The sequence below is a fragment of the Thalassobacter sp. HA4-2 genome (assembly GCF_055693705.1).
Map to the genome: position 1 here is coordinate 2,639,236 of NZ_JBVFUK010000001.1, position 20,672 is coordinate 2,659,907.

Annotated in this window: 22 protein-coding genes and 2 pseudogenes; 3 read left to right on the forward strand and 21 right to left on the reverse strand. The window is 62.6% G+C overall.

Annotation, left to right across the window (positions count from 1 at the left end; translation table 11 throughout):
• Window positions 1-246 precede the first annotated feature (246 nt).
• On the forward strand, window positions 247-450 hold the full coding sequence (locus ACZ1G0_RS13300; RefSeq protein WP_472737378.1) for a DUF1127 domain-containing protein: 204 nt from the start codon (window positions 247-249) through the stop codon (window positions 448-450).
• A 74-nt stretch (window positions 451-524) separates the two neighbouring features.
• Here ACZ1G0_RS13300 and ACZ1G0_RS13305 read toward each other — a convergent pair whose 3' ends face one another.
• The 16 genes and pseudogenes from ACZ1G0_RS13305 to bcoG all read right to left on the reverse strand — a co-directional run bounded on the left by ACZ1G0_RS13305 (window position 525) and on the right by bcoG (window position 15,200).
• The gene (locus tag ACZ1G0_RS13305) at window positions 525-899 is read right to left on the reverse strand and encodes a hypothetical protein (protein ID WP_472737379.1); all 375 of its coding nucleotides are present in this window, start codon (window positions 897-899) and stop codon (window positions 525-527) included.
• Window positions 900-989: 90 nt separating this feature from the next.
• Window positions 990-1,859 carry a 50S ribosomal protein L11 methyltransferase gene (locus ACZ1G0_RS13310; RefSeq protein WP_472737380.1) on the reverse strand — a complete coding sequence of 290 codons (870 nt, stop codon included), beginning with the start codon at window positions 1,857-1,859 and terminating at the stop codon, window positions 990-992.
• Between the two features lie 56 nt (window positions 1,860-1,915).
• Window positions 1,916-2,578 carry a peptide-methionine (S)-S-oxide reductase MsrA gene (gene msrA / locus ACZ1G0_RS13315; RefSeq protein WP_472737381.1) on the reverse strand — a complete coding sequence of 221 codons (663 nt, stop codon included), beginning with the start codon at window positions 2,576-2,578 and terminating at the stop codon, window positions 1,916-1,918.
• 32 nt (window positions 2,579-2,610) lie between these two features.
• Window positions 2,611-3,831, reverse strand: a complete 1,221-nt coding sequence (locus ACZ1G0_RS13320) for an MFS transporter (protein ID WP_472737382.1) — start codon at window positions 3,829-3,831, stop codon at window positions 2,611-2,613.
• Between the two features lie 9 nt (window positions 3,832-3,840).
• Window positions 3,841-4,824, reverse strand: a complete 984-nt coding sequence (locus ACZ1G0_RS13325; RefSeq protein ID WP_472737383.1) for a LysR family transcriptional regulator — start codon at window positions 4,822-4,824, stop codon at window positions 3,841-3,843.
• A gap of 161 nt (window positions 4,825-4,985) precedes the next feature.
• Window positions 4,986-6,404, reverse strand: coding sequence for a homospermidine synthase (locus ACZ1G0_RS13330; RefSeq protein ID WP_472737384.1), 1,419 nt, complete (start codon window positions 6,402-6,404; stop codon window positions 4,986-4,988).
• 66 nt (window positions 6,405-6,470) lie between these two features.
• Complete coding sequence (locus ACZ1G0_RS13335; protein WP_472737385.1) at window positions 6,471-7,535, reverse strand: hypothetical protein; 1,065 nt, start codon at window positions 7,533-7,535, stop codon at window positions 6,471-6,473.
• Between the two features lie 17 nt (window positions 7,536-7,552).
• A complete protein-coding gene (locus tag ACZ1G0_RS13340; RefSeq protein WP_472737386.1) occupies window positions 7,553-8,098 on the reverse strand; it encodes a hypothetical protein in 546 nt (181 codons plus the stop codon).
• A 118-nt stretch (window positions 8,099-8,216) separates the two neighbouring features.
• Entirely contained in the window at window positions 8,217-8,843 is a 627-nt protein-coding gene (locus ACZ1G0_RS13345) for a LysE family translocator (protein ID WP_472737387.1), read from the reverse strand.
• Between the two features lie 122 nt (window positions 8,844-8,965).
• A complete protein-coding gene (gene rpsD, locus ACZ1G0_RS13350) occupies window positions 8,966-9,586 on the reverse strand; it encodes a 30S ribosomal protein S4 (protein WP_472737388.1) in 621 nt (206 codons plus the stop codon).
• A gap of 136 nt (window positions 9,587-9,722) precedes the next feature.
• Entirely contained in the window at window positions 9,723-10,775 is a 1,053-nt protein-coding gene (locus tag ACZ1G0_RS13355; protein ID WP_472737820.1) for a Hint domain-containing protein, read from the reverse strand.
• A gap of 108 nt (window positions 10,776-10,883) precedes the next feature.
• Complete coding sequence (locus ACZ1G0_RS13360; RefSeq protein ID WP_472737389.1) at window positions 10,884-11,513, reverse strand: LysE family translocator; 630 nt, start codon at window positions 11,511-11,513, stop codon at window positions 10,884-10,886.
• A 1-nt stretch (window position 11,514) separates the two neighbouring features.
• Window positions 11,515-12,924 carry a carnitine 3-dehydrogenase gene (locus ACZ1G0_RS13365; RefSeq protein ID WP_472737390.1) on the reverse strand — a complete coding sequence of 470 codons (1,410 nt, stop codon included), beginning with the start codon at window positions 12,922-12,924 and terminating at the stop codon, window positions 11,515-11,517.
• Window positions 12,921-13,672, reverse strand: a pseudogene (locus ACZ1G0_RS13370) (SDR family oxidoreductase). Before ACZ1G0_RS13370 ends, ACZ1G0_RS13365 begins: the two are co-directional and overlap by 4 nt.
• The gene (locus ACZ1G0_RS13375) at window positions 13,669-14,295 is read right to left on the reverse strand and encodes a GDSL-type esterase/lipase family protein (protein ID WP_472737391.1); all 627 of its coding nucleotides are present in this window, start codon (window positions 14,293-14,295) and stop codon (window positions 13,669-13,671) included. Before ACZ1G0_RS13375 ends, ACZ1G0_RS13370 begins: the two are co-directional and overlap by 4 nt.
• Window positions 14,292-15,200: a 3-dehydrocarnitine:acetyl-CoA trimethylamine transferase BcoG gene (bcoG, locus tag ACZ1G0_RS13380; protein WP_472737392.1), complete on the reverse strand. Its 909-nt coding sequence runs from the start codon at window positions 15,198-15,200 to the stop codon at window positions 14,292-14,294. Before bcoG ends, ACZ1G0_RS13375 begins: the two co-directional genes overlap by 4 nt.
• Window positions 15,201-15,324: 124 nt before the next feature.
• Between bcoG and ACZ1G0_RS13385 the strand changes: the two genes are divergently transcribed.
• Window positions 15,325-16,194 carry a GlxA family transcriptional regulator gene (locus ACZ1G0_RS13385; protein WP_472737393.1) on the forward strand — a complete coding sequence of 290 codons (870 nt, stop codon included), beginning with the start codon at window positions 15,325-15,327 and terminating at the stop codon, window positions 16,192-16,194.
• 47 nt (window positions 16,195-16,241) lie between these two features.
• Here the strand turns inward: ACZ1G0_RS13385 and hisG are convergent, their stop codons facing one another.
• From hisG to hisS, 3 genes are read right to left on the reverse strand one after another with little or no spacing between them, the layout of a single operon-like run.
• Complete coding sequence (gene hisG, locus ACZ1G0_RS13390) at window positions 16,242-16,934, reverse strand: ATP phosphoribosyltransferase (protein ID WP_472737394.1); 693 nt, start codon at window positions 16,932-16,934, stop codon at window positions 16,242-16,244.
• Window positions 16,931-18,034: an ATP phosphoribosyltransferase regulatory subunit gene (locus ACZ1G0_RS13395; protein ID WP_472737395.1), complete on the reverse strand. Its 1,104-nt coding sequence runs from the start codon at window positions 18,032-18,034 to the stop codon at window positions 16,931-16,933. The genes hisG and ACZ1G0_RS13395 overlap by 4 nt, the downstream gene beginning before the upstream one ends.
• Complete coding sequence (gene hisS, locus ACZ1G0_RS13400) at window positions 18,019-19,485, reverse strand: histidine--tRNA ligase (protein WP_472737396.1); 1,467 nt, start codon at window positions 19,483-19,485, stop codon at window positions 18,019-18,021. Before hisS ends, ACZ1G0_RS13395 begins: the two co-directional genes overlap by 16 nt.
• A 70-nt stretch (window positions 19,486-19,555) precedes the next feature.
• Between hisS and ACZ1G0_RS13405 the strand changes: the two genes are divergently transcribed.
• Complete coding sequence (locus ACZ1G0_RS13405; protein ID WP_472737397.1) at window positions 19,556-19,756, forward strand: SlyX family protein; 201 nt, start codon at window positions 19,556-19,558, stop codon at window positions 19,754-19,756.
• 73 nt (window positions 19,757-19,829) lie between these two features.
• Here ACZ1G0_RS13405 and ACZ1G0_RS13410 read toward each other — a convergent pair whose 3' ends face one another.
• Both ACZ1G0_RS13410 and ACZ1G0_RS13415 read right to left on the reverse strand, forming a co-directional pair.
• The gene (locus tag ACZ1G0_RS13410; RefSeq protein WP_472737398.1) at window positions 19,830-20,147 is read right to left on the reverse strand and encodes an H-NS histone family protein; all 318 of its coding nucleotides are present in this window, start codon (window positions 20,145-20,147) and stop codon (window positions 19,830-19,832) included.
• 51 nt (window positions 20,148-20,198) lie between these two features.
• A pseudogene (locus tag ACZ1G0_RS13415) lies at window positions 20,199-20,629 on the reverse strand (DUF1489 family protein).
• Window positions 20,630-20,672 lie beyond the last annotated feature (43 nt).

Genomic DNA, 20,672 nt, shown 5'->3' on the forward strand with positions numbered 1-20,672 from the left:
GCACGCATGTTGCCCCAAACCACAGAACAAAAGCGACATTCAGGCGATTATTTTCGACCCCTTGAGCCGTGAAAAAGCCAATAGCGGCAAGGGTTTGTATCAAATGCGACACTATGCATTCCCAACATGGGAGCCATGCAAAAATTGGTATTGTGAGAGCGGATTTTGCGTCTTAGGTGCCCCCCAATCGGCACGAAACGCGCGCCGGTGGCACTTCACTACATTGATCGGAAAAGGACGAACCCAATGGCAACTCTCGACACCATCCGTCCGATCGCCACCACAAATGGCCTTCGGACTGCAATTCTCTCTTTGTTCGCTGAACTGGCCGCGTGGAATGACCGCCGCGTGACGCGCAAAGCCCTGTCCGTGCTGACAGACCGCGAATTGGCCGACATTGGCATCGTGCGCGCAGACATCGAATACGTTGTGGACGGCAAGCCCTACTAAGTACACCCGCGCAACAACCCAAGACGTGTAACGCCGTGGCACCCGCCACGGCGTTTTGCGTTGTCAGGGCGGAGTTATTCCGGCGCGTAAGGATTGGGCAGGAAGGGCCGGATCTGATCCGCCGCCCAGCCCGTGACGGGATCGGGGGCCAGCATCACGCCAAGGGCCAAGGCCACGGCGGGCGTGACGTCGAATTCGGCCACCCGCGCCTCCAGGGCCGCTGCGCCGAATTGCGCAAACAGGAACCCCTTGAACCCGATGGCCGCGACGATCACCAGCAGGGCCGATTTCCACGGCAGCTTGCGGTCTGGCTTTTGTTGCACAACGGGCACCAACAAACCGTTGGCATGTTTCTCGTACAAGACCCGCGCCTTGGGTGCGCCACCGCCCCCACGCTTACTTTGCAATGCGGCAACCCGTTGATGAAACGGAATGTTTTGCGTCGTCATCTCGACCCTCCGACGGTTTTGGTCTGCGTCAATGGGGCGAGTTTAGATCAAAAGCATGGCAAAACTGCGGCAATCATCGTTTCCAGATCGTTAACGACGCAGGGTCAGGGTGGTCCATTCCCCCATGGTGTCGTGGTGGATCAGCGCGACGCCCGCAGCGCCATAGGCGTCGATCACGTCTTGGGCCTGTGGGTTCAAGATGCCCGACAGGATGATGTAGCTGCCCGGCGCGGTGTGGGCGGCCATGGACGGGGCAAGCTCGATCAGCGGGCCCATCAGGATGTTGGCGAACACCAGATCAAAGGGGGCTGCGGCGGCCAGATCGGGCTGGTCAAAGCCCGCGGCCTCCAGACAGGTGATGCGACCGTCCAGGTCGTTGCTGGCGGCATTGGCGCGGGCCACGTCCACGGCGATGATGTCGTTGTCGCTGGCCCAGATGGGGGCCTCGGGCCAGACCTTGGCCGCCGCCATGGCCAGCACCGCCGTGCCGCAGCCGATATCGGCCACCTTGCCCGGGGCCAGCCCCTCCGTCAGCAGCCGGTCAAAGGCCAGCAGACAGCCGTGGGTGGTGCCGTGGTGGCCGGTGCCAAAGGCCATGGCCGCCTCGATCAACAGGCCCAGCTTGCCCTCGGGCAGCTTGTCCGCATCGTGACTGCCGTAGACGAAAAAGCGCCCCGCCTCCACGGGGTGCAATTCGCGCCGGACCTTGGCGACCCAATCGGTGTCGGGCAATTCGGACACCACGAACTCTGCCGCGCCGTGGGCCACGGCCAGCAGGGTCAGGTCCACGGCATTGGGATCCTCTAGGAAGTACGCCCCCACTTCCCAGACACCGCTGTCGTCCTCGATCTCGAACACGCCCACGCCGTAGGGCGCCGGGTCCAGATCTTCGAGCATTTCGCCCAAAGCCTCGGCCCGGGTTTTGTCGTTCAGGGTGGTGAAGGCGGTAAAGGTGGGCATGGGCAAATCTCCTGTTGCCCCTGCGCCTAGCGCAACCGCGGGCCTTGGGAAAGCCCCTAGACCCCGGTGTCTAGTCCAGTACCGATGGGGCAGGTCACACCCGTGCCGCCAATGCCGCAATAGCCTGCGGGGTTCTTGGCCAGATACTGCTGGTGGTAATCCTCGGCGTGGTAGAACGGGGGCGCGTCCACGATCTCGGTCGTCACAGCGCCAAAACCTGCGGACAACAGGCGCGGCGCAAAGGCATCGCGGCTGTCAAAGGCCGCCTGCTTTTGCGCCTGCGTATAGGTGTAAATGCCGCTGCGGTACTGGGTGCCCACGTCGTTGCCTTGGCGCATCCCTTGAGTCGGGTCATGCCCTTCCCAGAACACGCGCAGCAGATCGTCGTAGGAAATCACCGCCGGGTCATAGACCACGCGCACGACCTCGTTGTGGCCGGTCTTGCCGCTGCAGACCTCCTCGTAGGTGGCATTGGGGGTGTAGCCCCCCGCATAGCCCACAAGGGTCACGTAGACGCCGTCCAGTTTCCAGAACATCCGCTCCACGCCCCAGAAACAGCCCATGCCGAACATCGCCTCCTCCATGCCGTCGGGCACGGGGCCCAGCAGGGGGTTGCCGTTGACAAAATGGGTGGTCGCGGTGGGGATGGCGGTCGCGCGCCCGGGCAGGGCGTCATCGGGCAGGACCATCTCGGCCTTTTTGCGTTGGAACAGAAACATGGGCGCTCTCCTTTTCCCTCATATAGGGCGGCCTAGACCGCCAGACGAGGGGCCATCACAGTCTCGTGCCCCGGAACGGGGTGGCGCGGGATCAACAGCGACAGGCCCAGCGACACCAGCGCCATGCCCGCCGCCGCCACAAACACCGTCATGGGCGACACCAACCACAGCAATCCCAGGGACGCGGGCAGGAACACCGCCGCGATGTGGTTGATCGTAAAGGCCACAGCCGCCGTGGGCGCAATATCCGCCGGGTCCGCGATTTTCTGGAAATAGGTCTTGATGGCCAGGGCGAGGCTGAAAAAGATGTTGTTGATCACATAGAGCACCGCCGCCACCTGCCAGCCCCAATCGAACTGGTACAGCCCCGCATACAGCACGAACACGATGAACAAGCCGCCGTATTCCAACACCAGCGCCGCCCGTTCCCCAAAGAAACCGACCGCGCGCCCGATGAACGGGGCCACCACCATGTTGATCAGCAGCGTCACCATGTACAGGCCCGTGACGGCGGCCACATCAAGGCCATAGCGTTCCACCATCATGAACCCGGCAAAGACGATAAAGATCTGCCGCCGCGCCCCGGACATGAATTGCAACGCATAGTACAGCCAATAGCGGCGGCGCAGGATCATCTTCTTGGTCTGCGGCGTGGGGGCTTCGAACTGCGGAAAGGCCAGCAGGGCAAAGGCCGCCCCCGCCGCCGTGATGCCCCCCGCGATCCAATAGACCAGATCATAGGACAGATCGAAGGCCCGCCATGTGGTCACGATCAAACCATAGGCCAACAGGGTGGCCCCTGCGCCCACGGAAATCAGCTTGCCCAGCACCTGCGGCGCGCGGCCCTTTTCGATCCACTGCAACTGCAAGGATTGGTTCACCGTCTCGTAGTAATGGAACCCGATGGACGACAGCAGGGTGATCATCAGGATCCCGCCCAGGGACGGGAACTGCGCGGTCAGGGCCGTGGCCACCCCCAACAGGATCAGCGACACCAGACCCAAGACCTGTTCGCGGATGAACAGGATCAGAAAGATCACCCCCACCGCCAGAAACCCGGGGATTTCTCGCACCGTGTGCAACACCCCGATGTCCGCCCCGTCGAACGCCGCCACCTCGACCACAAAATTGTTCAACAGGGCCGACCACGTGGCAAAGGCTATGGGCATGATCGCCGCCATCAACGCCAGCAGGGCAATGGGGCGGCGGTAGAGGGGCAGGGACTTGGCATCCGCAAGGGTCATGGTTTTCATGGCACTGCGCTACTCCGGTTCGGTGCCCGAAACAAGGACGGGCGCAGGGACGGGTGCGGGGCGGCAATCGGTAGGGATGGTGATCTGCGCGCCCTCCAACACCTCGCGCAGGAACCGGGTGGTGGCGCTGACCCGCAGGGGCGGGACCAAGCCTTCGGGTTGCAGGATCCAGATCGCCGCCGCCCCGCCGGACAGGGACTTGGGCCGCCGGGGCAGCGCCTCGGTCAGGCGGCCCGCCGCAAGGTCGCCCTGCACCATCCAGTCGGGCAGCAAGGCAATGCCCTGCCCCGCCCGCGCCGCATCGCGCAGCACGCCCGGGTCGTTGGACCGGATCGGGCCGTTCGGCGCAAGCTCCTCGCTGGGCCCGGCAAAGCGCCACGGCGGCGTGGCATCGCCCACGATCTGTACAAGGTGGGGGTGGTCCATCAGGGCCATGGTGTTGGGCGGCGGGGTCAGGCCGCGCCCCATCACCAGATGATAGCGCACGGGCCGCACCGCCACCCCGTGCACCGCCCCGGGGCGCGCCGCCGACAGGTGCAGACCGATGTCCACCGCGCCGGACCGCACCAGCCCCTCGACCCCGCCCATGATCTCGCCCGTAATTGGGGCCGTGATTGGGGCCGTGATCACATCCACAGACAGGTCGGCGTGGCGGTTGCGCAGGTAGGGGATCAGGGGGCGCAGCACCTCGACCGCAAGGGGCGCGCTGGCGGCGATCCGCACCCGGCCCTTGACCGCGCCGGTGTTCAGGTCCTCGCCCGCCTGCACCATGCGCGTGGCCGGACCGCGCACCCGGTCCAGATACTGCCGCCCGGCATCCGTTGGGGTCAGGGCCCGGGTGGTGCGGTGAAACAGCCGCGCGCCCAGACGCGCCTCCAGCCGGTCAATCCGGCGCGAGATCACCGACCGGTCCAGTCCCAGCGCCCGGCCCGCCGCCGTGGCCGATCCATGCTCCGCCGCCGCGAGTGCCGAAGTTACATCATCAAGGTTCATTTCGCGCCACCTGCTGTACATCATGCACGGGTTTTTCCCGACCCGTGCGGGATCATGCACGGGTCAGCAGGGTGTCTGTCAGAGCAGTTAACGGGTGGTTAACGGGGGCCGAGGCGGCAGGTGTGGCGGGCGCACCCAGAGGGCGCATTGGGCGGTGCGTGTCAGCTGGCCAGGACGTTTCGGAACTGCCAAGGATCTGATAAATCGAGGTTTTCGGGGAACTGATCCCAGCGGTTTTCCAGCGGGGTCCAGTCCGTATAATGCGCCTCGACCGGGCCAAGGTAGGGGCGTTGCACCTCCAGGCAGCGGACGTGGTCCATTTCGTCCGTCTCTACGATGCCTGCGTTCGGATTTTCCAACGCCCAAACCATCCCCGCCAGCACCGCCGAGGTGACCTGCAATCCCGTAGCGTTTTGATCTGGCGCGATTTTTTTGCATTCCTCGTTGGACAGGCGAGACCCGAACCACAGGGCGTTCTTGGCGTGACCGAACAACAGCACGCCCAATTCATCCACGCCGTCCACGATCTCATCCTCATGGAAAATATGGTGTGTTTCCTGTGGCTTACCGGATCCGAACATCTCGTGCAGGGACAAAACCGCGTCGTCACAGGGGTGGTAGGCATAGTGCACCGTGGGGCGGAACTCCGGCTCGTGCCCTTCACCCACGGTGTAATAGTCTGATATTGATACACTTTCGTTGTGTGTGACCAAAAATCCGAACTGCGGGCCGGGGGTCGGGCACCACGTGTGGACCCGGGTATGCGCGCCAGGTTGGTCCAGCCAAATCGCTGATTTACAACCACTTTCTTGACGGTGGGCGTTTTCGGGGAACCATTTTTCGTGGGTGCCCCAGCCCAGCTCCGCCGGTTGGAACCCTTCGGCGATAAACCCTTCCACGGACCATGTGTTCACGAACACGTCCCGGGGGCGCGGCTCTAGCCGGACCTGGGTGTCCCGTTCCGCGATGTGGACCCCCTTAACCCCCAGATTTTGCATCATTTTTGCCCAGCCCTCACGGGTTGTCGGCATGGTGTGGTCCGTGCCCAGATCGCGGGCAAGGGTCATCAACCCCTCCTTCACGAACCAGCTGACCATGCCTGGATTGGCCCCGCAACACGACACCGCCGTGGTGCCCCCGGGGTGCGCGGCCTTCTCATCCCGCACGGCTTGGCGCAGGGCATAGTTGGTGCGGGCGGCGTTGTCCGTCTCCCCGAAGTAGAAACCCTCCCACGGCTCCACCACGGTGTCGATGTAAGGCACTCCAATCTCACGACAAAATCGCATCAGATCAAGGCTGCCGGTGTCCACGGACAGGTTCACGCAGAACCCTTTGCCCGGCTCCAGGACCCGGCCCAACACCGCGCGATAGTTATCGGGCGTCAGCCGGTCTGTGTGGCAGGTAATGCCCCGTTCGGCCAATTCCGCCTGCCCCTTGGGATTGGGCTCGATAACGCTGAAGTCCTTGGGATCAAAGTCAAAATGCCGCTGAAGCAGCGGCAACGTCCCGCGCCCGATGGACCCGAACCCGATCATCACGATGGGTCCGTCGATGGTTGCGTACTTGATAGGGTCAGCCATGGATCACTCCCGCAAATTCGTTTCCACAGGGGTAACGCGCTGGACGGCGAAGGGGAAGAGACCGATCTACTTAGCCTTTTCGAGTTTCTTCAAACGCTTCTCCGCCTCTTCAATCACAAGGATTTCCATCTGGCGCATGATCGCAGTGTCCTTCTGGATCGCCTTCAATGCCAGCGCCTCGTACTCCTGCACGGATTTTTCTTTTCCTGTCATGGCGTTAACGGCCCCTTGGCCGCCGGTCTTGGCCAAGACATCCGACATCTTCTTGGCGGCTTGAAGGGTGATCTTGGCCGCATCATCACTGGCAAACTTGGTTAACTCAGCCTTGGAAAATTTATCGCCGTGCTTGGCAATCAGCTTGAGGGTCATCTTGTTTTCCATAACCTTGCTGAAATGTGTGGCCGCCGTGTCTACGGATCTTGTCTGCCATCCGGCGTCAAACTTCTTCAACGACTTGAACTGGGCGGACCCCACCAGAGAGCCCAAGAGGATCGCCGTCAGTTTGTCGATGACGTATTTCTCGTCCACCTTTTTGCCGCCTGCCACGTCCTTGGCGGTGTTGCCGATCTCGTTGATCGCGTTGTTGATCATGTTCTCGCCCACGCCGCCCTTGGAAAAGAACTTTTGCAAGATCGTGTAGGTCGACTTTTGCAGGGTGGTGTTGAATTCCTTGGACAGGGCCTTGCTCAGCTTGCCCAGTACCTTTTCAAACGCTCCTGACGAAAGCTTGGCCCCTAAACGATTGGCGACACCCGTGATCAACATGGAACCCATGACCTTGGTGGCGGATTTGGCCGGATCGAACTTGTCATTGGCTGCATATTCACCAATCTCCCCGGCCGAGACCTTCAGCCCCTCGACGCCCATCGCCGCAACCATTTGCGCCTTTTGCGGGTCCATCCCGCGCGTGGTGACAAGATAGCCCGTCGCCAAAACCTCCAACACGCCAAAGGCCCCCTCAGACACGACCGTAGCGCCAAACGCGCCCCATTCGGCGCGCTTGATGGCGGATTTGTTGTAGTCCTTCCATTCCTTCTGGGCCTTGGCCGTCTGCTTTTGGCATTTGATTACAAGGGCTTTAACCTTTTTCCAGTCAGGCTTGGACCGGTCCGCCGCTGCGATCACCTGCAAGGCTGTGCCGCGTGCGGTCAGCGCATTGTTCGAGGACGGGGGCTGGCCAGCCCGAACCCGTGCATCCCAATAGAGGTCAGCGCGTTCAGATAGCCATCTTGGCCTGCCATGGTTTCCTCGATGCCTCGGATCAATTTGTGGATCGTGTCCATCTCGGACACCACGGAATTGGCATTGCGGACCAGTTTTGCCCGGGTTTCGATTTCCAAGCGAATGAACTCATCCACCGCGATGGTCTTTTCCTTGCCATTCTCTTTGACTTTGTAACCCTTGAAATCGGCAATGACATCGCGATAGCGGAAGTACTTTACCGCACCTGCATTCCACGTTTTGTCGCCCGGCGCGATCACACCATTCACTTGGTCCTTGGACAGCCGCCCTTTTGACCCTTGGTATAACTTGATCCATTTGATCAGCTCGGGGTTCATCTTGCCCTTCATCTTGTAGTTTGCCCCTTGGGCAATCATCCAGATCTCTAGGGTCGCGATGTCCTTGGCCGCGTTTTTGGGCTTGGGGTCTTTACACTTGGGATCACCCACGGGGGCAGAAAGTTTGTTTTCCATCAAATAGCTCCGGACAAAATGGCGTCGATTTTTGCGAAAATGCGCAAAGGATAACGAAGGATATGCCCAAAGTCCTTATTTTCCCAAGTATGTTTTTCCGTAGTTCGACGAGCGGGTTCTACTTGTCCGTGAACACCAGCTTGGCCGCCAACGCCACGAACACAAGGCCAGATGCCCGCCCGATCCAGACCTGCGCCCTTGGGGATCGTTGCAGCCATTCGCCCAACGCCCCCGCCGCCAGCGCAACCGCACCAAACACCACGATCGTAATGGCGAACATCAGCGCGCCCAGTTGATACAATTGCGCCACGATAGAGCCATGGGCGGGGTCCACAAACTGCGGTAGGAAGGCCAGAAAGAAGATTGTGATCTTGGGGTTAGCGATGTTCATGATCAATCCGCGCAGGTACAGGCGCGGGATCGCCTCGGCGGGTGGTCTGTCACCCGCGACGGCGGGCCCAGAGGTGCCAAAGGCCTTCCACGCCAGATACAGCAGATACCCTACGCCCACATATTTCAGGACCAGAAACGCCACTTGCGAGGTCTGAAAAATCACCGCAACCCCAAGGGCCACCGCCGTGGTGTGAAAGACCAACCCCGACGCAAGACCCAGCGTCACAGCCAGTCCAGCCATCCGACCGTGCATCGCCGATTGCATCATGACAAAGATATTGTCGGGCCCAGGCACGGCAGCCAAAGCGAAGCCTACGCCAAGGAACAGAACGAGAGTATCTAAGGGGATCATGGACTTGTCCTTGGTACGGGCGCGTTATCTGACCCCTACACCGAACACGCTCCAAACAAAAAGGGCCGCGCCTTTCGGCACGACCCAAACTGTAGGGTGGGACTTGTCCCACCGCGCCCGGGTTAGTTCTGGGCGTAGTATTCGATGACCAGATTTGGTTCCATCTGCACAGGGTATGGGACATCGCCCAGACCGGGGGTGCGCATGAAGACCGCTTTCATCTTGGAGTGGTCGGCTTCGATGTACTCGGGCACGTCACGCTCGGCCAGTTGGACGGCTTCCAGAACCGAGACCAACTGCTTGGAGCGCTCACGTACCTCGATCACGTCGCCTTCTTTGACGCGGTAGGAGGGGATGTTCACCTTCTTGCCGTTCACAGTGACGTGACCATGGTTCACGAACTGGCGCGCCGCGAAAACGGTGGCCACGAACTTGGCACGGTAGACAACCGCGTCCAGGCGGCGCTCCAGCAGGCCGATCAGGTTTTCACCGGTATCACCCTTCACACGCTGCGCTTCGCCGAAGATGCGCTTGAACTGTTTTTCGGTCAGGTCGCCGTAGTAACCTTTCAGCTTCTGCTTGGCGCGCAGCTGCAGACCAAAGTCCGACAGCTTGCCCTTGCGGCGCTGACCGTGCTGGCCGGGGCCATATTCACGACGGTTGACGGGGGATTTGGGGCGGCCCCAGATGTTTTCGCCCATGCGGCGGTCAATTTTGTACTTGGCAGACGTGCGTTTGGTCACGGCTGATCTCCTTCTAAGGGCCCTGTGGGGCGTGAAGGGCGTTGTCCTCTGCCGGGAGTATGCCCGACTGACAGGGTTCCCCTTGCGGGGTCCACCAACACCAATGGGCGGCGTATGCAGCCCATGGCAGTCTGTGTCAAGCCAGATAGTGCGGGGCCGAGGTATAGCGCAGGATCGCCAGTTCTGCCCGCGTCAGACACCGCCGCACATAGGGGCCGTAGGTGTCGGGTTGGGCACGGACGCCGGGGGTGACCTCGTCCATATCCTCCTGCTCCACCGCGTTCAGGTGCGCGAGATCGGCCAACCCGGGGTGGAAGCTTTCGGTTTCGACGCCATTGGCCCAGATCACCTCGTGTCGGGGCAGCATCAGATGCACATAGACCGTCTGTGTCGCGGCATGGTCAATCAACACGTTGCGGTCGTCCACAAGATCGCCAGCGCGCACAAGCACCTCGGGCGTGTTAAACAACACCTCTGCCTTGCGGCCTGTCAGAACGACCCGGTGATCGGGCGAGACCACGAGATCCGGCTGCGGCTGTTCGACCCCAAGGGCACCAGCGCGGATACGGATCGGACGCAGGCCGGGGTCAATGTGCAGGCGCGCCCCGCTGACCTGACGCAGACCCATCCACAGGATCTCTTGCGGGCCACTGTCCTTGGTCAGGACCGTGTCGCCAGGGTACAAATCCTCGACCGCTGTTTGGCCCGATGGCGTTGCGATCAGGGTGCCCGGCGTGAAACAGATCACCCCTTGGCGCGCCTTGCGGCGTCGGGCGGCGGCGGTTTGGACCACGGTCAGGGAGACATTGGCCGGCGGCACGGCCCCGGCAAAGACCACAAGCGGCCCGGCAGGATCGCGGCCTTCGATCAGCATCAGAGGATAGAACCGCGCCCCATCCGTGACCACGAAACCACCGTCGTACAAAGGATCAGGATCGTCGAAAGGGATGTGCGGATCAGCACCGTGGACCCGGGCCAGTTTGTGCACCACAGCACGGGCGCGGCGGCGCAGGTCGGCTTGGCCAATCGGCTCGCCCAGCAGCATGGCACCTTGGGGGCCGTCAACGCGCAGCGGGACGCCAAACCAGCGCCACGTTGCCCCTTCCATCACGGACGCATCAGGGGCCGGAGCTTCGCCCTCCAACCGCGTTTGCGCCCACGAGATGAGATGCGTGCCCACGCTCCCCATACTCATTGCCTGTACCTGCCTATGTTTGCTTTTGGTTGGCTGCCCAACGTGTTGGAGTTGATTCTAGCATAGCCGAATCAACCTGCCTAGTGGGTGATTCGCAAAACTTCAGCGAGCTTGTGCGGCCACTGCATCACGCAGGATCAACGCCCCTGCCCCACCAATCAGTGCAGCCGCGCTGCGGTTCAAGCGGCGCAGGGCGGCGGGACGGGTCAGCGTCACGCGCAGCCGGCCTGCAAGCAACGCATAGGGCATGAGAACCGCGAACAGCACGGCAAGTGTCACCGCCGACAGGACCAACCAGTCCCCCACCCGGACCGCCGCAAGGTCCAGCACATTGGGCAAAAGCGCCAGATAGAAGACCACCGTTTTGGGATTGCCCATGGTCACGGCCAGCCCGCTTAGCCCTGCGATCCACGCCGATTGTGAAGGGGCCTCCGTCATTTTTGTCTCTTGCACCGGCGCAGTCCAAAACCGGTAGGCGAGGTACAGCAGATATAAACCGCCAAGGACCTTCACGACGAAAAACACGCCGGAGGCAGCGGCGGCCAAGGCAGACAACCCCAGCACAGCGATGGTCAGAAAGACCACATCGCCCAAGGCCAAGCCAAGGATGAACGGAAAGGACGATCCGCGGCCCAAGGCACGCCCGATCACAGCCGCCACGCCCGGCCCCGGGATTGCCGCCGCGATGCCCAGAGCCAGCGCATAGGTCAGAAAAGGAGCTATGCTGTCCATGCTAGCCCCGCTGCCCCACGTAGCGCCCGGCTTGATCGGGGCGCGCCATGCCTGCGTGCGCCGCCGCATAGTGTGCCAAGGCAGCGGCCACATCATCCCGGGCCGGGGCGCTGCGTCGGGTGGACAAGTCCACGTGCAACAGGAAGGTCTCCATGGTTGCTGCCGTCTCACCCTCCGCGCCGATGATCCGGTGGAACAGGTGCATCTTTTTCGGGCCACCCTCAATCACTTGGGTCGTTACATGCACCCGGTCGCCCGCGTTCACCTCGGCCAGATAGCAAAGGTGGTTCTCAGTTGTGAAATAGGACAGCCCGCTGGCGATGTAGCCTGCGTCGGCCCCGATCATCTCCATAAACCTGTCCGTCGCCTGTGCGCCCAACTCCAGATAATGGGCCTCGTTCATGTGGCCGTTGTAATCGGTCCAGGTTTGGGGGATCACGCGGTCGGCGGTCACGGGCAGGTCGGCGGGCGCGGGTGCGGGCAGGGTCGCCTCGTGCGCCGCGATCACGCCCCCTGCGGCGGCGCCCGTGCGTTTCAGACTGCGTAGGAAGCCCACGAGGTTGTCGTCGCGCAGACGCTCCAGCTCTCGGATACTCAGGTGCCCCGATTGCGCGTCGGACTGGCCCGCGATCAGATCGACCAGTTCGTCGGTGAACTCTGGCACGTCCATCAGCTTGGTCCAAGGATAGGTCAGGCAAGGACCAAACTGAGCCATAAAGTGTTTCATCCCGGCCTCGCCGCCCGCCACGCGGTAGGTCTCGAACAGGCCCATTTGCGCCCAACGCAAGCCGAACCCCATTCGGATCGCCTCGTCGATTTCTTCTGTCGTCGCGATGCCATCCTTGACCAGCCAAAGCGCCTCGCGCCAGACGGCCTCCAGGAACCGGTCGGCAATATGGGCGTCGATTTCCTTGCGGACATGCAAGGGATAGAACCCCACCCCGCGCAACAGATCCGGCGCATGGGTCGGCACATCCCCCACCAGTTCGATCAGGGGCAGCAGATAGACCGGGTTGAACGGATGCGCCACGATGCAGCGTGCGCCCTGCGCTGTCAGCTCCGACGGCTTGAACCCAGAGGTGGAGGAGGCAATCACAGCCCCCTCGGGCGCTGCACCTTTGATCGCAGCCAAGACCGTGTGCTTGATCTCCAACCTTTCCGGTACGCTTTCCTGGACCCAGTCCGCATCCGCGCAGGCGTTCTCCAGCGTTCCAAACGAAAGCGTGCCCTCGGGCGGCAGGGCCACGTCATAGACCGATGGCAGGGACCGGCGGGCGTTGTCCAGCACCTCTGTGACCTTGCGTTCTGCCTCTGGGTCGGGGTCAGCGACGCAGACATCCCAGCCGTTCAAAAGGAACCGAGCGGCCCAACCGCCCCCAATCACGCCACCACCTATGATTGCTGCTTTCATGTCATACGCTCCGTATGGCCGTCGATCGACAGCGCTTGTCCTGAAATTCGTTTGCCCGCGTCGCTGGTCAGAAACAGCGCGGTATCCGCCAGATCATCCGCTGTCACCCATGTGCGCAGAGAGTTGCCGTCCGCGTACAAAGCGCGCACTTCCTCCGGGTCGCATTCCTTGGCCGCTGCTTCCATGGCCAGCACACGTTCCATCCGGTCGCCTTCGACCGCGCCGGGGCAGATGGCGTTGACGCGCACGCCTGCGGGGCCAAGCTCCATGGCGAGGGTTTTCATCAAACCAACGATGCCCCACTTGGCTGTGACGTATGGGGCGCGGGTCGGCACCCCCATTGGCCCGAGGTCGACGAGGTCAGCAGGATCGACCCCGCCCCCTGCCCCGTCATGTGGCGGGCCGCCCACCGGCAGGCGAGGAATGCGCCGTCGAGGTTGGCGGACAGGCACGCGCGCCAACCGTCGAAGTCCATGTCCTGGATCGGAGCCGCGGGCCCCCCGGTGCCCGCATTGGCACACAGGATGTCCACGCCGCCCATCTGTCCCTCGACCTGTGCAAAGAACGCGGCCATTGCGGCCTCGGACGTTACGTCCGCCTGCACCCTCAGCACGCCGTCCGGTGCGGTGCCAGGGTCCAGATCGCAGTAGGCCACCTGCGCGCCCGCCGCTTGGAACCGGCGCACAAAGGCCGCGCCGATGCCGGACCCGCCTGCGGTCACGACCACCCGTTTGCCTGCGTGGGTCATGGCCACGTGGCGCGCACAAAATCGCGGGCAGCACTGCCTATGGCCGCGTGGGTCTTTGCCGTCCAATGCACGCCGTCGATGTCCGAGGTCTGACCGTGCAGACCGCAGTCAAAAAACGCGCAACCTCGGGCCTGCGCCACCCGGGCGACCAGGTGGTTCAGACCCGCTTGCCGCGCCTCGGCCCCCGGGAACACATCCACCAAAGATCCAACCTCGCGCACGGGAACCGGGGCCATCAGGGCGATGCCGTCCGTCAGACCACTGTGATGGATGCAGTCGATCAAACGTTCAAGGGACCGGGCAATTTCATGGGCGGTCACCGAATAGCGCGGCTTCAGGTCGTTGGTGCCCAGCAGGATCATCACCGCATCCAACGGTTTATGGCTGTGCAGGATCGCAGGCAGGACCGTCAGACCGTTGCGCATGCCGCCCTCCACCAGGTCATCGTGTACCGTGGTGCGCCCGGGCAGGCCTTCGGTCACTACTTGCCAATCGGGCAGCCCCGCGGCCATCACATCCGGCCAAGGGGTGCCCCGGGGATAGCGGTGCGACACCCCGGCCACTTCCATCGGCATGGTGCCGTGGCTGTTGCTGTCGCCGTAAACAAGCAGGGTCCGGGTCATTTGGCCGCCCGCTTGACCAGACCCAGCTTTTCGCGCACGGCGGCGGGTCCGATCACATTGGCCCCCATACGGGTGATAATCTCGGCGGCGCGTTCCACCAGTTGCGCGTTGGTGGCCAGTACCCCGCGATCGAGCATGAGGTTATCCTCCAGCCCCACACGGACGTTGCCCCCCGCCAGAACGCTGGCCGCGACATAGGCCATCTGGTTGCGCCCCAAGGCAAAGGCGCTGAAGGTCCAATCATCCGGCACATTGTTGACCATGGCCATAAAGGTGTTCAGGTCATCGGGCGCGCCCCATGGCACCCCCATGCAAAGTTGCACCAGCGCGGGGCTGTCCAGCACGCCGTCTTTGACCAGTTGTTTCGCATACCAAAGGTGGCCGGTGTCAAAGGCCTCGATCTCGGGCTTTACGCCCATCTCGGTCATCATGCGGCCCATGGCGACCAGCATGCCCGGCGTGTTGGTCATCACATAATCGGCCTCGGCAAAGTTCATGGTACCGCAATCGAGGGTACAAATCTCGGGCAGGCAGTCGGCGATATGGGCGACCCGTTCGGTCGCGCCAATCATGTCGGTGCCGGGGGCCACGGGAAAGGGCGCCTCGGGTCCGCCGAAAACGATGTCGCCGCCCATGCCCGCAGTCAGGTTCAACACCACGTCCACCTCGGCGTCGCGGATACGGTCCGTCACCTCGCGGTAGTAGGCAAGATCGCGAGAGGGCGCGCCGCTTTCGGGGTCCCGCACGTGGCAGTGGACCACCGCCGCCCCGGCCTTCGCAGCCTCAATCGCGCTGTCCGCAATCTGCTTGGGGGACCGAGGTACGTGCGGGCTGCGGTCTTGGGTGCTGCCCGATCCGGTCACAGCGCAGGTGATAAAGACCTCTCGGTTCATGGTCAGTGGCATGGTATTCTCCCGTTTTGCGACACTTTAGCCAGCAATCGGGGATGCGTGCCAACAGATTTTGCCCTATGATTTGCAAATGCAGCCATTCCGCACCCATATCCTCCTTCACCCCGGTTTTTCAAACATGGTCCTCGCCTGCGCGCTAGAACCCCTGCGCGCAGTCCGCGACCTTCAACCGGGGGCGGTGGAGTGGGCCGTTCTGACACCGGACGATGGACCGGTGCACAGCTCCAGCGGGCTGGCCCTGACCCCCGATTGCACAAGGGACGCAGCGGGCGAGGCAGACCTGTTGATCGTGATCGCCAGCTACGGGTTTCGGGATCAGATTGGCCCTGTCGCAAATTCAGACCTGCGCCGTCTGGCTCGGCGCGCCAAGTCTGTCGTAGGGCTGGACAGCGGACCGTGGTTGATGGCCGCCGCTGGCCTGCTGGACCGCCGGCGTGCAACCATCCACTGGCAGACCAGCGCAGAATTTGCCGAAGCCTTCCCAAGGATCGAAGTCACAGCCGCCCGCGTCGAAGAAGACGGCCCCTATCTGACAGCGGGCGAGGCCTCCGCGACGCTCGACATGATCCTGACCGTGATCGAGCGGCGCTTTGGTCCCGGCATCGCCTTTGAGGTGTCGACCCTGTTCGTGCACGACCCATCGCGCCAAGGCCCCAGCCGCCTGACCGCACGCGGATCCCCTGCCCTGCGCAAGGCGGTGACCATCATGTCAGAACGCATCGAAGACCCGGTGCCCCTGCCCGAACTGGCCAAGGAAACGGGCCTGTCAGAGCGGTCACTGACCCGCCTGTTTACCGCAGAATTGGGGATGAGCCCGGGCAAATACTACCAATCCCTGCGCCTGTCCCGAGCCCGCGACCTTGCGGCCGCCGGGCAGTATTCTCAGACAGAGATCGCGTTGCGCACGGGCTTTGCCTCCTCCGCAACGCTCAGCCGCGCGTTTTCGACCCACTTTGGCCAGACGCTCAGCCGGGCGAAGGGGCGCTAGACGTCCGCGGTATAGTAGCCGCGTTGCGACACGTCACGTTTGCACGGCTACGAGGTCGTCAGCACCTCGCGCAGCCGAGCCAGCTCTGCCAGCTCCGCATTGCTCCAATCGGCTGCACGAGAGCGGAACAGCGTCGCTTGGGACCGATGGATCACTGCGTCATCCAAGATCTTCAGGTGGTTGGCCCGCAGGGTTTCGCCCGTGGATGTGATGTCCGCCACGGCCTCGGCGGTTTCGTTTTTCACAGTGCCCTCGGTTGCGCCCTGACTGTCGACCAGTTGATAATCCGCCACGCCGTGTTCGCGCAGGAACTCACGCACCAAACGGTGGTACTTCGTCGCAATCCGCAAGCGATATCCGTGTGTTGCCCGGAACTGCGCGGCTGCGGCGTCGAGATCGTCCAGCGTGTTCACGTCCACCCAGAACTGCGGCACGGCCAGAATCAGGTCCGCGTGGCCAAAGCCCATGGGCGCCATGTCCTCGACCTTCCGGTCCCAGGCGCCCAGCTTTTCGCGCACAAGATCACTGCCAGTCACGCCGAGATGGATGCGCCCCGCCGCTAACTCGCGCGGGATTTCCCCAGCGGACAGCAGCACCAACTCCATATCCGCGCCCTCCACGGCACCGGCGTATTCCCGGTCCGATCCGGTACGGCGCAGAGTCAGGCCCCGGTCTCCGAACCAGGCAAAGGTCTTTTCCATCAACCGCCCCTTGGACGGCACGCCGAGTTTGATCGTCATTGGCTAAGCCCTGCCAACTGGGCGACAACTGCGGGCCGGATGACGCCGCCCACTGCCGGGATGGAACGGCCATTTCCCAACACAGAGGTCAGCGCATCGTAGCGCCCGCCTGTCGCCACGCAGGGCAATTCCGGGTGCGCTGTCGCGGTGAAGCCAAAGACGAAACCATCATAGTATTCCATCGACGTGCGCCCGTAGGTGGTCGAGAATGACAAGGCCTCTACATCCAAGCCGCGGGCGGCAAGCGCGTCCAGACGCGCCTCCATCCCGTCGATGGCCGGGGCAAGGGCGGGCATGTCCACCTCGATATCGCGCAAGGTGGACAGGGCCGCGACACTGGTGCCCGAAACACCCAAGATCATGTCCAGAACCTCCGCCTGCATAGGGCTGATGGGCGCGGCGGCGGCATCGTCGCGCAAGGCTTGGATGCGATCGGTCACGTCTTCGGCACTTCGGACTCCCACGACTGGACCGGCGGTTGCCACAAGGTCGGCTGGGGCCAAAGGCGCTTGGATAAGGGCGGCGCGGGCAGCGGGTTCGGCAGTACGCCCGGTGAACCGGTCCAAAAGTGCGCGAAACCGCCGGGGCCGCCAGATGTGACGGCGCAGGGCAGCGCGGCGTCTGTCGGTGGTTGTCAGGGCGTTTACGGCCGCAATCAGAATACCGATATCACCGGTCAGGGGATGCAGGTCCAGAGGGGCCAATACATCCGCGAACAACGCGAACACCTCGGCATCGGCGGCGGCGGGGTTGATGCGGTCAAAAACCTCGAAACCGACCTGCATGTATTCGCGCGGACGGGTGTCGTCATGCTCTTGCCGACGGAACACGAGGCCGGAGTAGGCGTAGCGCGCAGGCTCCGCCCCTTCGGCCATGTGTTGCTGTACGACAGGCACCGTGAAGTCCGGGCGCAGCATCATGTCGCCAGCATCGCCCGTTGTGTAGGCACGCCCCCGGATGTCTTCGCCGTACAGGTCCAGCAGCGCGCCGGCCGGTTGCAGCACATCCGCCTCGACCCGCTGGGCACCTGTGGCCTCTAACTGAGTCAGCAGGCGAGCGGCGCAGGCGCGCTCGGCCTCGCGGGTCACTGGTTGAGACATGCCTGCACCTCGGTCATCAAATCGGCCAGCGCGACCTCTCGCTGGGCGGGCTGGCCTTTCCATTCCTCAAGGGTCGCGGTTCGGGCGATTTCAGCGCCCAAGATCAAATCCTTGATCTGTACAACGCCCCGTTCCGCCTCGTCCGTGCCTTGGATGATGGCCACGGGACTGTTACGTTTATCTGCATATTTCAACTGGTTGCCAAAGTTCTTGGGGTTGCCCAAGTAAACCTCGGCCCGGATGCCCGCGCTGCGCAGGGTCGTGACCATGGCTTGATAGTCGGCCATGCGGTCGCGGTCCATGACGGTGACGATGACGGGGCCATGGGACTGGCTGGTCATGCGACCCTTTTCACGCAAGGCGGCCAGCAGGCGGTCCACCCCGATGCTGACGCCCACGGCAGGCACGGCTTGGCCGGTGAACCGTTTGACCAGATCGTCGTAACGCCCCCCGCCCGCGACAGAGCCGAACTGACGCTTGCGGCCTTTTTCGTCGAGTATTTCAAAGGTCAACTCGGCCTCGAACACGGGACCGGTGTAGTAGCCAAGGCCGCGCACCACCGATGGGTCGATGTCGATCCGGTCTGGGCCGTAGCCTTGGGCCGCCAGCAGGGCGGCGATCTGTTCCAGTTCCAAGATGCCCTCGGCCCCGACGGTACTGTCGCCAATCGCCGCGCGCAGATTATTAAGTGTTTCCGAGACGTTCGCACCCTTGGACGTCAAGAAGGCAATCACGGGTTCGGCCTGTGCGTCGTCCAACCCAACCCCGTCGATATAGGCACCCGAGGCGTCCAGACGGCCCTTGCCCAGCAACTCGCGCACACCGGCCTCGCCCACTTTGTCAAACTTGTCGATGGTGCGCAGGACGTCTGCGGCCCGGGCGGGATCAGTGACGCCCATGGCTTCCAACACGCCATTTAGGATTTTGCGGTTGTTCACACGCACGATGTAATCACCGCGTGGGATACCAACCCGTTCCAGCGTATCCGACAGCAGCGCGCAAATCTCGGCGTCGGCGGCCATCGAGGACGTGCCGACGGTATCCGCGTCACATTGATAGAACTGCCGGAATCGCCCCGGCCCTGGCTTTTCATTGCGCCACACGGGACCCATCGCATAGCGGCGGTAGGGCGTTGGCAGGTCGTTGCGGTGCTGGGCGTAGACCCGCGCCAAGGGCGCAGTCAGGTCATAGCGCAGGGCCAGCCAGTCAGTCTCTTCTTCCAGCCACGCGAAAACACCCTCGTTCGGACGATCCACGTCGGGCAGGAATTTCCCAAGGGACTCCACGGTTTCTACAGCCGAGGATTCCAACGCGTCAAAGCCGTACAGGTGGTACACGTCGGCGATCTGATCCAACATGGCCTTGCGTTCCGTGACCTCTGCCCCGAAATAGTCGCGGAAACCCTTTGGCGTTTCGGCCTTGGGGCGACGGATTTTCTCTTTCTTGGCCATGGTGGTCCCTCTGCATTCTGGGGCCGCGTTTACAGGGGCCGCGCGCGCGGGGCAAGCAACGGAGCCGATGATGAGTAACCAATTGATCGAAGAGAAGGTGGCGCACCTCACGCGGATGGTCGAGGACCTGAGCGACGAGGTGGCACGCCTGTCCAAAGAGAATGACGTGGTGCAGCGGCGTCTGGCAATGCTGATGCAGCGCGCGGCGGAACAAGAGGCAGACCAGTCGGGCACAATCCCGTTGGCCGATCAGCGCCCGCCCCACTGGTGAACGGGCTATGTGCTTGGGGGCACGCTGCGTACCCCTGCACATGGAATGGTGTGAACGATCTGGCGTAGTCGATTCAGATTTTGACAGCGTCCAGATTGCCGTCGCGCGCCAACACGTCTTTGATCCACTGGGGCTGACGTCCACGTCCAGTCCAGGTCTTGTTCGGATCTTCGGGGTGGACGTATTTGGGGACGGACACGGTCTTGCCCTTTTTACCACCCATCACAGCGTCAAGGGTCACGCCCAATTCGCGCGCTTTTTCCTCTAGGACCGCGCGGGCTTCGGCCAATTTCCGATCCTCAAAACCGTCGATTTCCTTTTCGACATGTTTCTTGAGCGATTTGAGTTCCGCTAGGGAAAGGGATTTCAGATCCATTAGTTCAAAGTCCATATCATGAGGGATATGGCCGTTTAATCCCCATTCCAGAACGCCGCAATAGTCTTAAAGGACACCCATTGCCGCCAATTCCCGTTCCAATTCAGCAGGCAATGCCGTGTCGGTGGCTTCACCCTTTCGCAAATCGCGCGGGGCATCGGCATCGGGCAGATAACGCCAGCCCTGAAATGGACGTTTCGGCGAGGGCGCCACGCGAATCAGACCGGGTTCCAGAACGATGCCGCAGCGGCGGATGCCATCGGCCCCAATCACTTCGTCCAGACTGACAATCGGCTGGCGACACAGAATCACGCCTTTGATCACCCAATAGATCGACCCGCCATTCAGGATCTCGGCCTCGCGCTTGGGCCACATGCGGGTGACGTGACGCGGACGGCCGCAAGGCCCTTGGCGCGGGGATTTTCCTGCCACCGCGCGAGGTCCTCGATGGCTTCGGACCCGACGCTCAGCTTTACGAGATGCACAAGTTTATCCACAGGGTCCTCCACAGACTTTCGTAGATATGGTATTGGAAATGGG

What these genes read in the sequence shown, in the direction of transcription:
- ACZ1G0_RS13385 (WP_472737393.1), top strand. Translation starts at nt 15,325, where the DNA reads ATGGTCCTCGCCTGCGCGCTAGAACCCCTGCGCGCAGTCCGCGACCTT.
- ACZ1G0_RS13355 (WP_472737820.1), bottom strand. Translation starts at nt 10,775, where the DNA reads ATGGGGAGCGTGGGCACGCATCTCATCTCGTGGGCGCAAACGCGGTTG.
- ACZ1G0_RS13310 (WP_472737380.1), bottom strand. Translation starts at nt 1,859, where the DNA reads ATGCCCACCTTTACCGCCTTCACCACCCTGAACGACAAAACCCGGGCC.
- msrA (WP_472737381.1), bottom strand. Translation starts at nt 2,578, where the DNA reads ATGTTTCTGTTCCAACGCAAAAAGGCCGAGATGGTCCTGCCCGATGAC.
- ACZ1G0_RS13300 (WP_472737378.1), top strand. Translation starts at nt 247, where the DNA reads ATGGCAACTCTCGACACCATCCGTCCGATCGCCACCACAAATGGCCTT.
- ACZ1G0_RS13395 (WP_472737395.1), bottom strand. Translation starts at nt 18,034, where the DNA reads ATGTCTCAACCAGTGACCCGCGAGGCCGAGCGCGCCTGCGCCGCTCGC.
- hisS (WP_472737396.1), bottom strand. Translation starts at nt 19,485, where the DNA reads ATGGCCAAGAAAGAGAAAATCCGTCGCCCCAAGGCCGAAACGCCAAAG.
- ACZ1G0_RS13360 (WP_472737389.1), bottom strand. Translation starts at nt 11,513, where the DNA reads ATGGACAGCATAGCTCCTTTTCTGACCTATGCGCTGGCTCTGGGCATC.
- ACZ1G0_RS13345 (WP_472737387.1), bottom strand. Translation starts at nt 8,843, where the DNA reads ATGATCCCCTTAGATACTCTCGTTCTGTTCCTTGGCGTAGGCTTCGCT.
- ACZ1G0_RS13320 (WP_472737382.1), bottom strand. Translation starts at nt 3,831, where the DNA reads ATGAAAACCATGACCCTTGCGGATGCCAAGTCCCTGCCCCTCTACCGC.
- ACZ1G0_RS13375 (WP_472737391.1), bottom strand. Translation starts at nt 14,295, where the DNA reads ATGACCCGGACCCTGCTTGTTTACGGCGACAGCAACAGCCACGGCACC.
- ACZ1G0_RS13305 (WP_472737379.1), bottom strand. Translation starts at nt 899, where the DNA reads ATGACGACGCAAAACATTCCGTTTCATCAACGGGTTGCCGCATTGCAA.
- ACZ1G0_RS13325 (WP_472737383.1), bottom strand. Translation starts at nt 4,824, where the DNA reads ATGAACCTTGATGATGTAACTTCGGCACTCGCGGCGGCGGAGCATGGA.
- hisG (WP_472737394.1), bottom strand. Translation starts at nt 16,934, where the DNA reads ATGACGATCAAACTCGGCGTGCCGTCCAAGGGGCGGTTGATGGAAAAG.
- ACZ1G0_RS13410 (WP_472737398.1), bottom strand. Translation starts at nt 20,147, where the DNA reads ATGGACTTTGAACTAATGGATCTGAAATCCCTTTCCCTAGCGGAACTC.
- ACZ1G0_RS13365 (WP_472737390.1), bottom strand. Translation starts at nt 12,924, where the DNA reads ATGAAAGCAGCAATCATAGGTGGTGGCGTGATTGGGGGCGGTTGGGCC.
- ACZ1G0_RS13330 (WP_472737384.1), bottom strand. Translation starts at nt 6,404, where the DNA reads ATGGCTGACCCTATCAAGTACGCAACCATCGACGGACCCATCGTGATG.
- ACZ1G0_RS13340 (WP_472737386.1), bottom strand. Translation starts at nt 8,098, where the DNA reads ATGGAAAACAAACTTTCTGCCCCCGTGGGTGATCCCAAGTGTAAAGAC.
- ACZ1G0_RS13405 (WP_472737397.1), top strand. Translation starts at nt 19,556, where the DNA reads ATGAGTAACCAATTGATCGAAGAGAAGGTGGCGCACCTCACGCGGATG.
- bcoG (WP_472737392.1), bottom strand. Translation starts at nt 15,200, where the DNA reads ATGCCACTGACCATGAACCGAGAGGTCTTTATCACCTGCGCTGTGACC.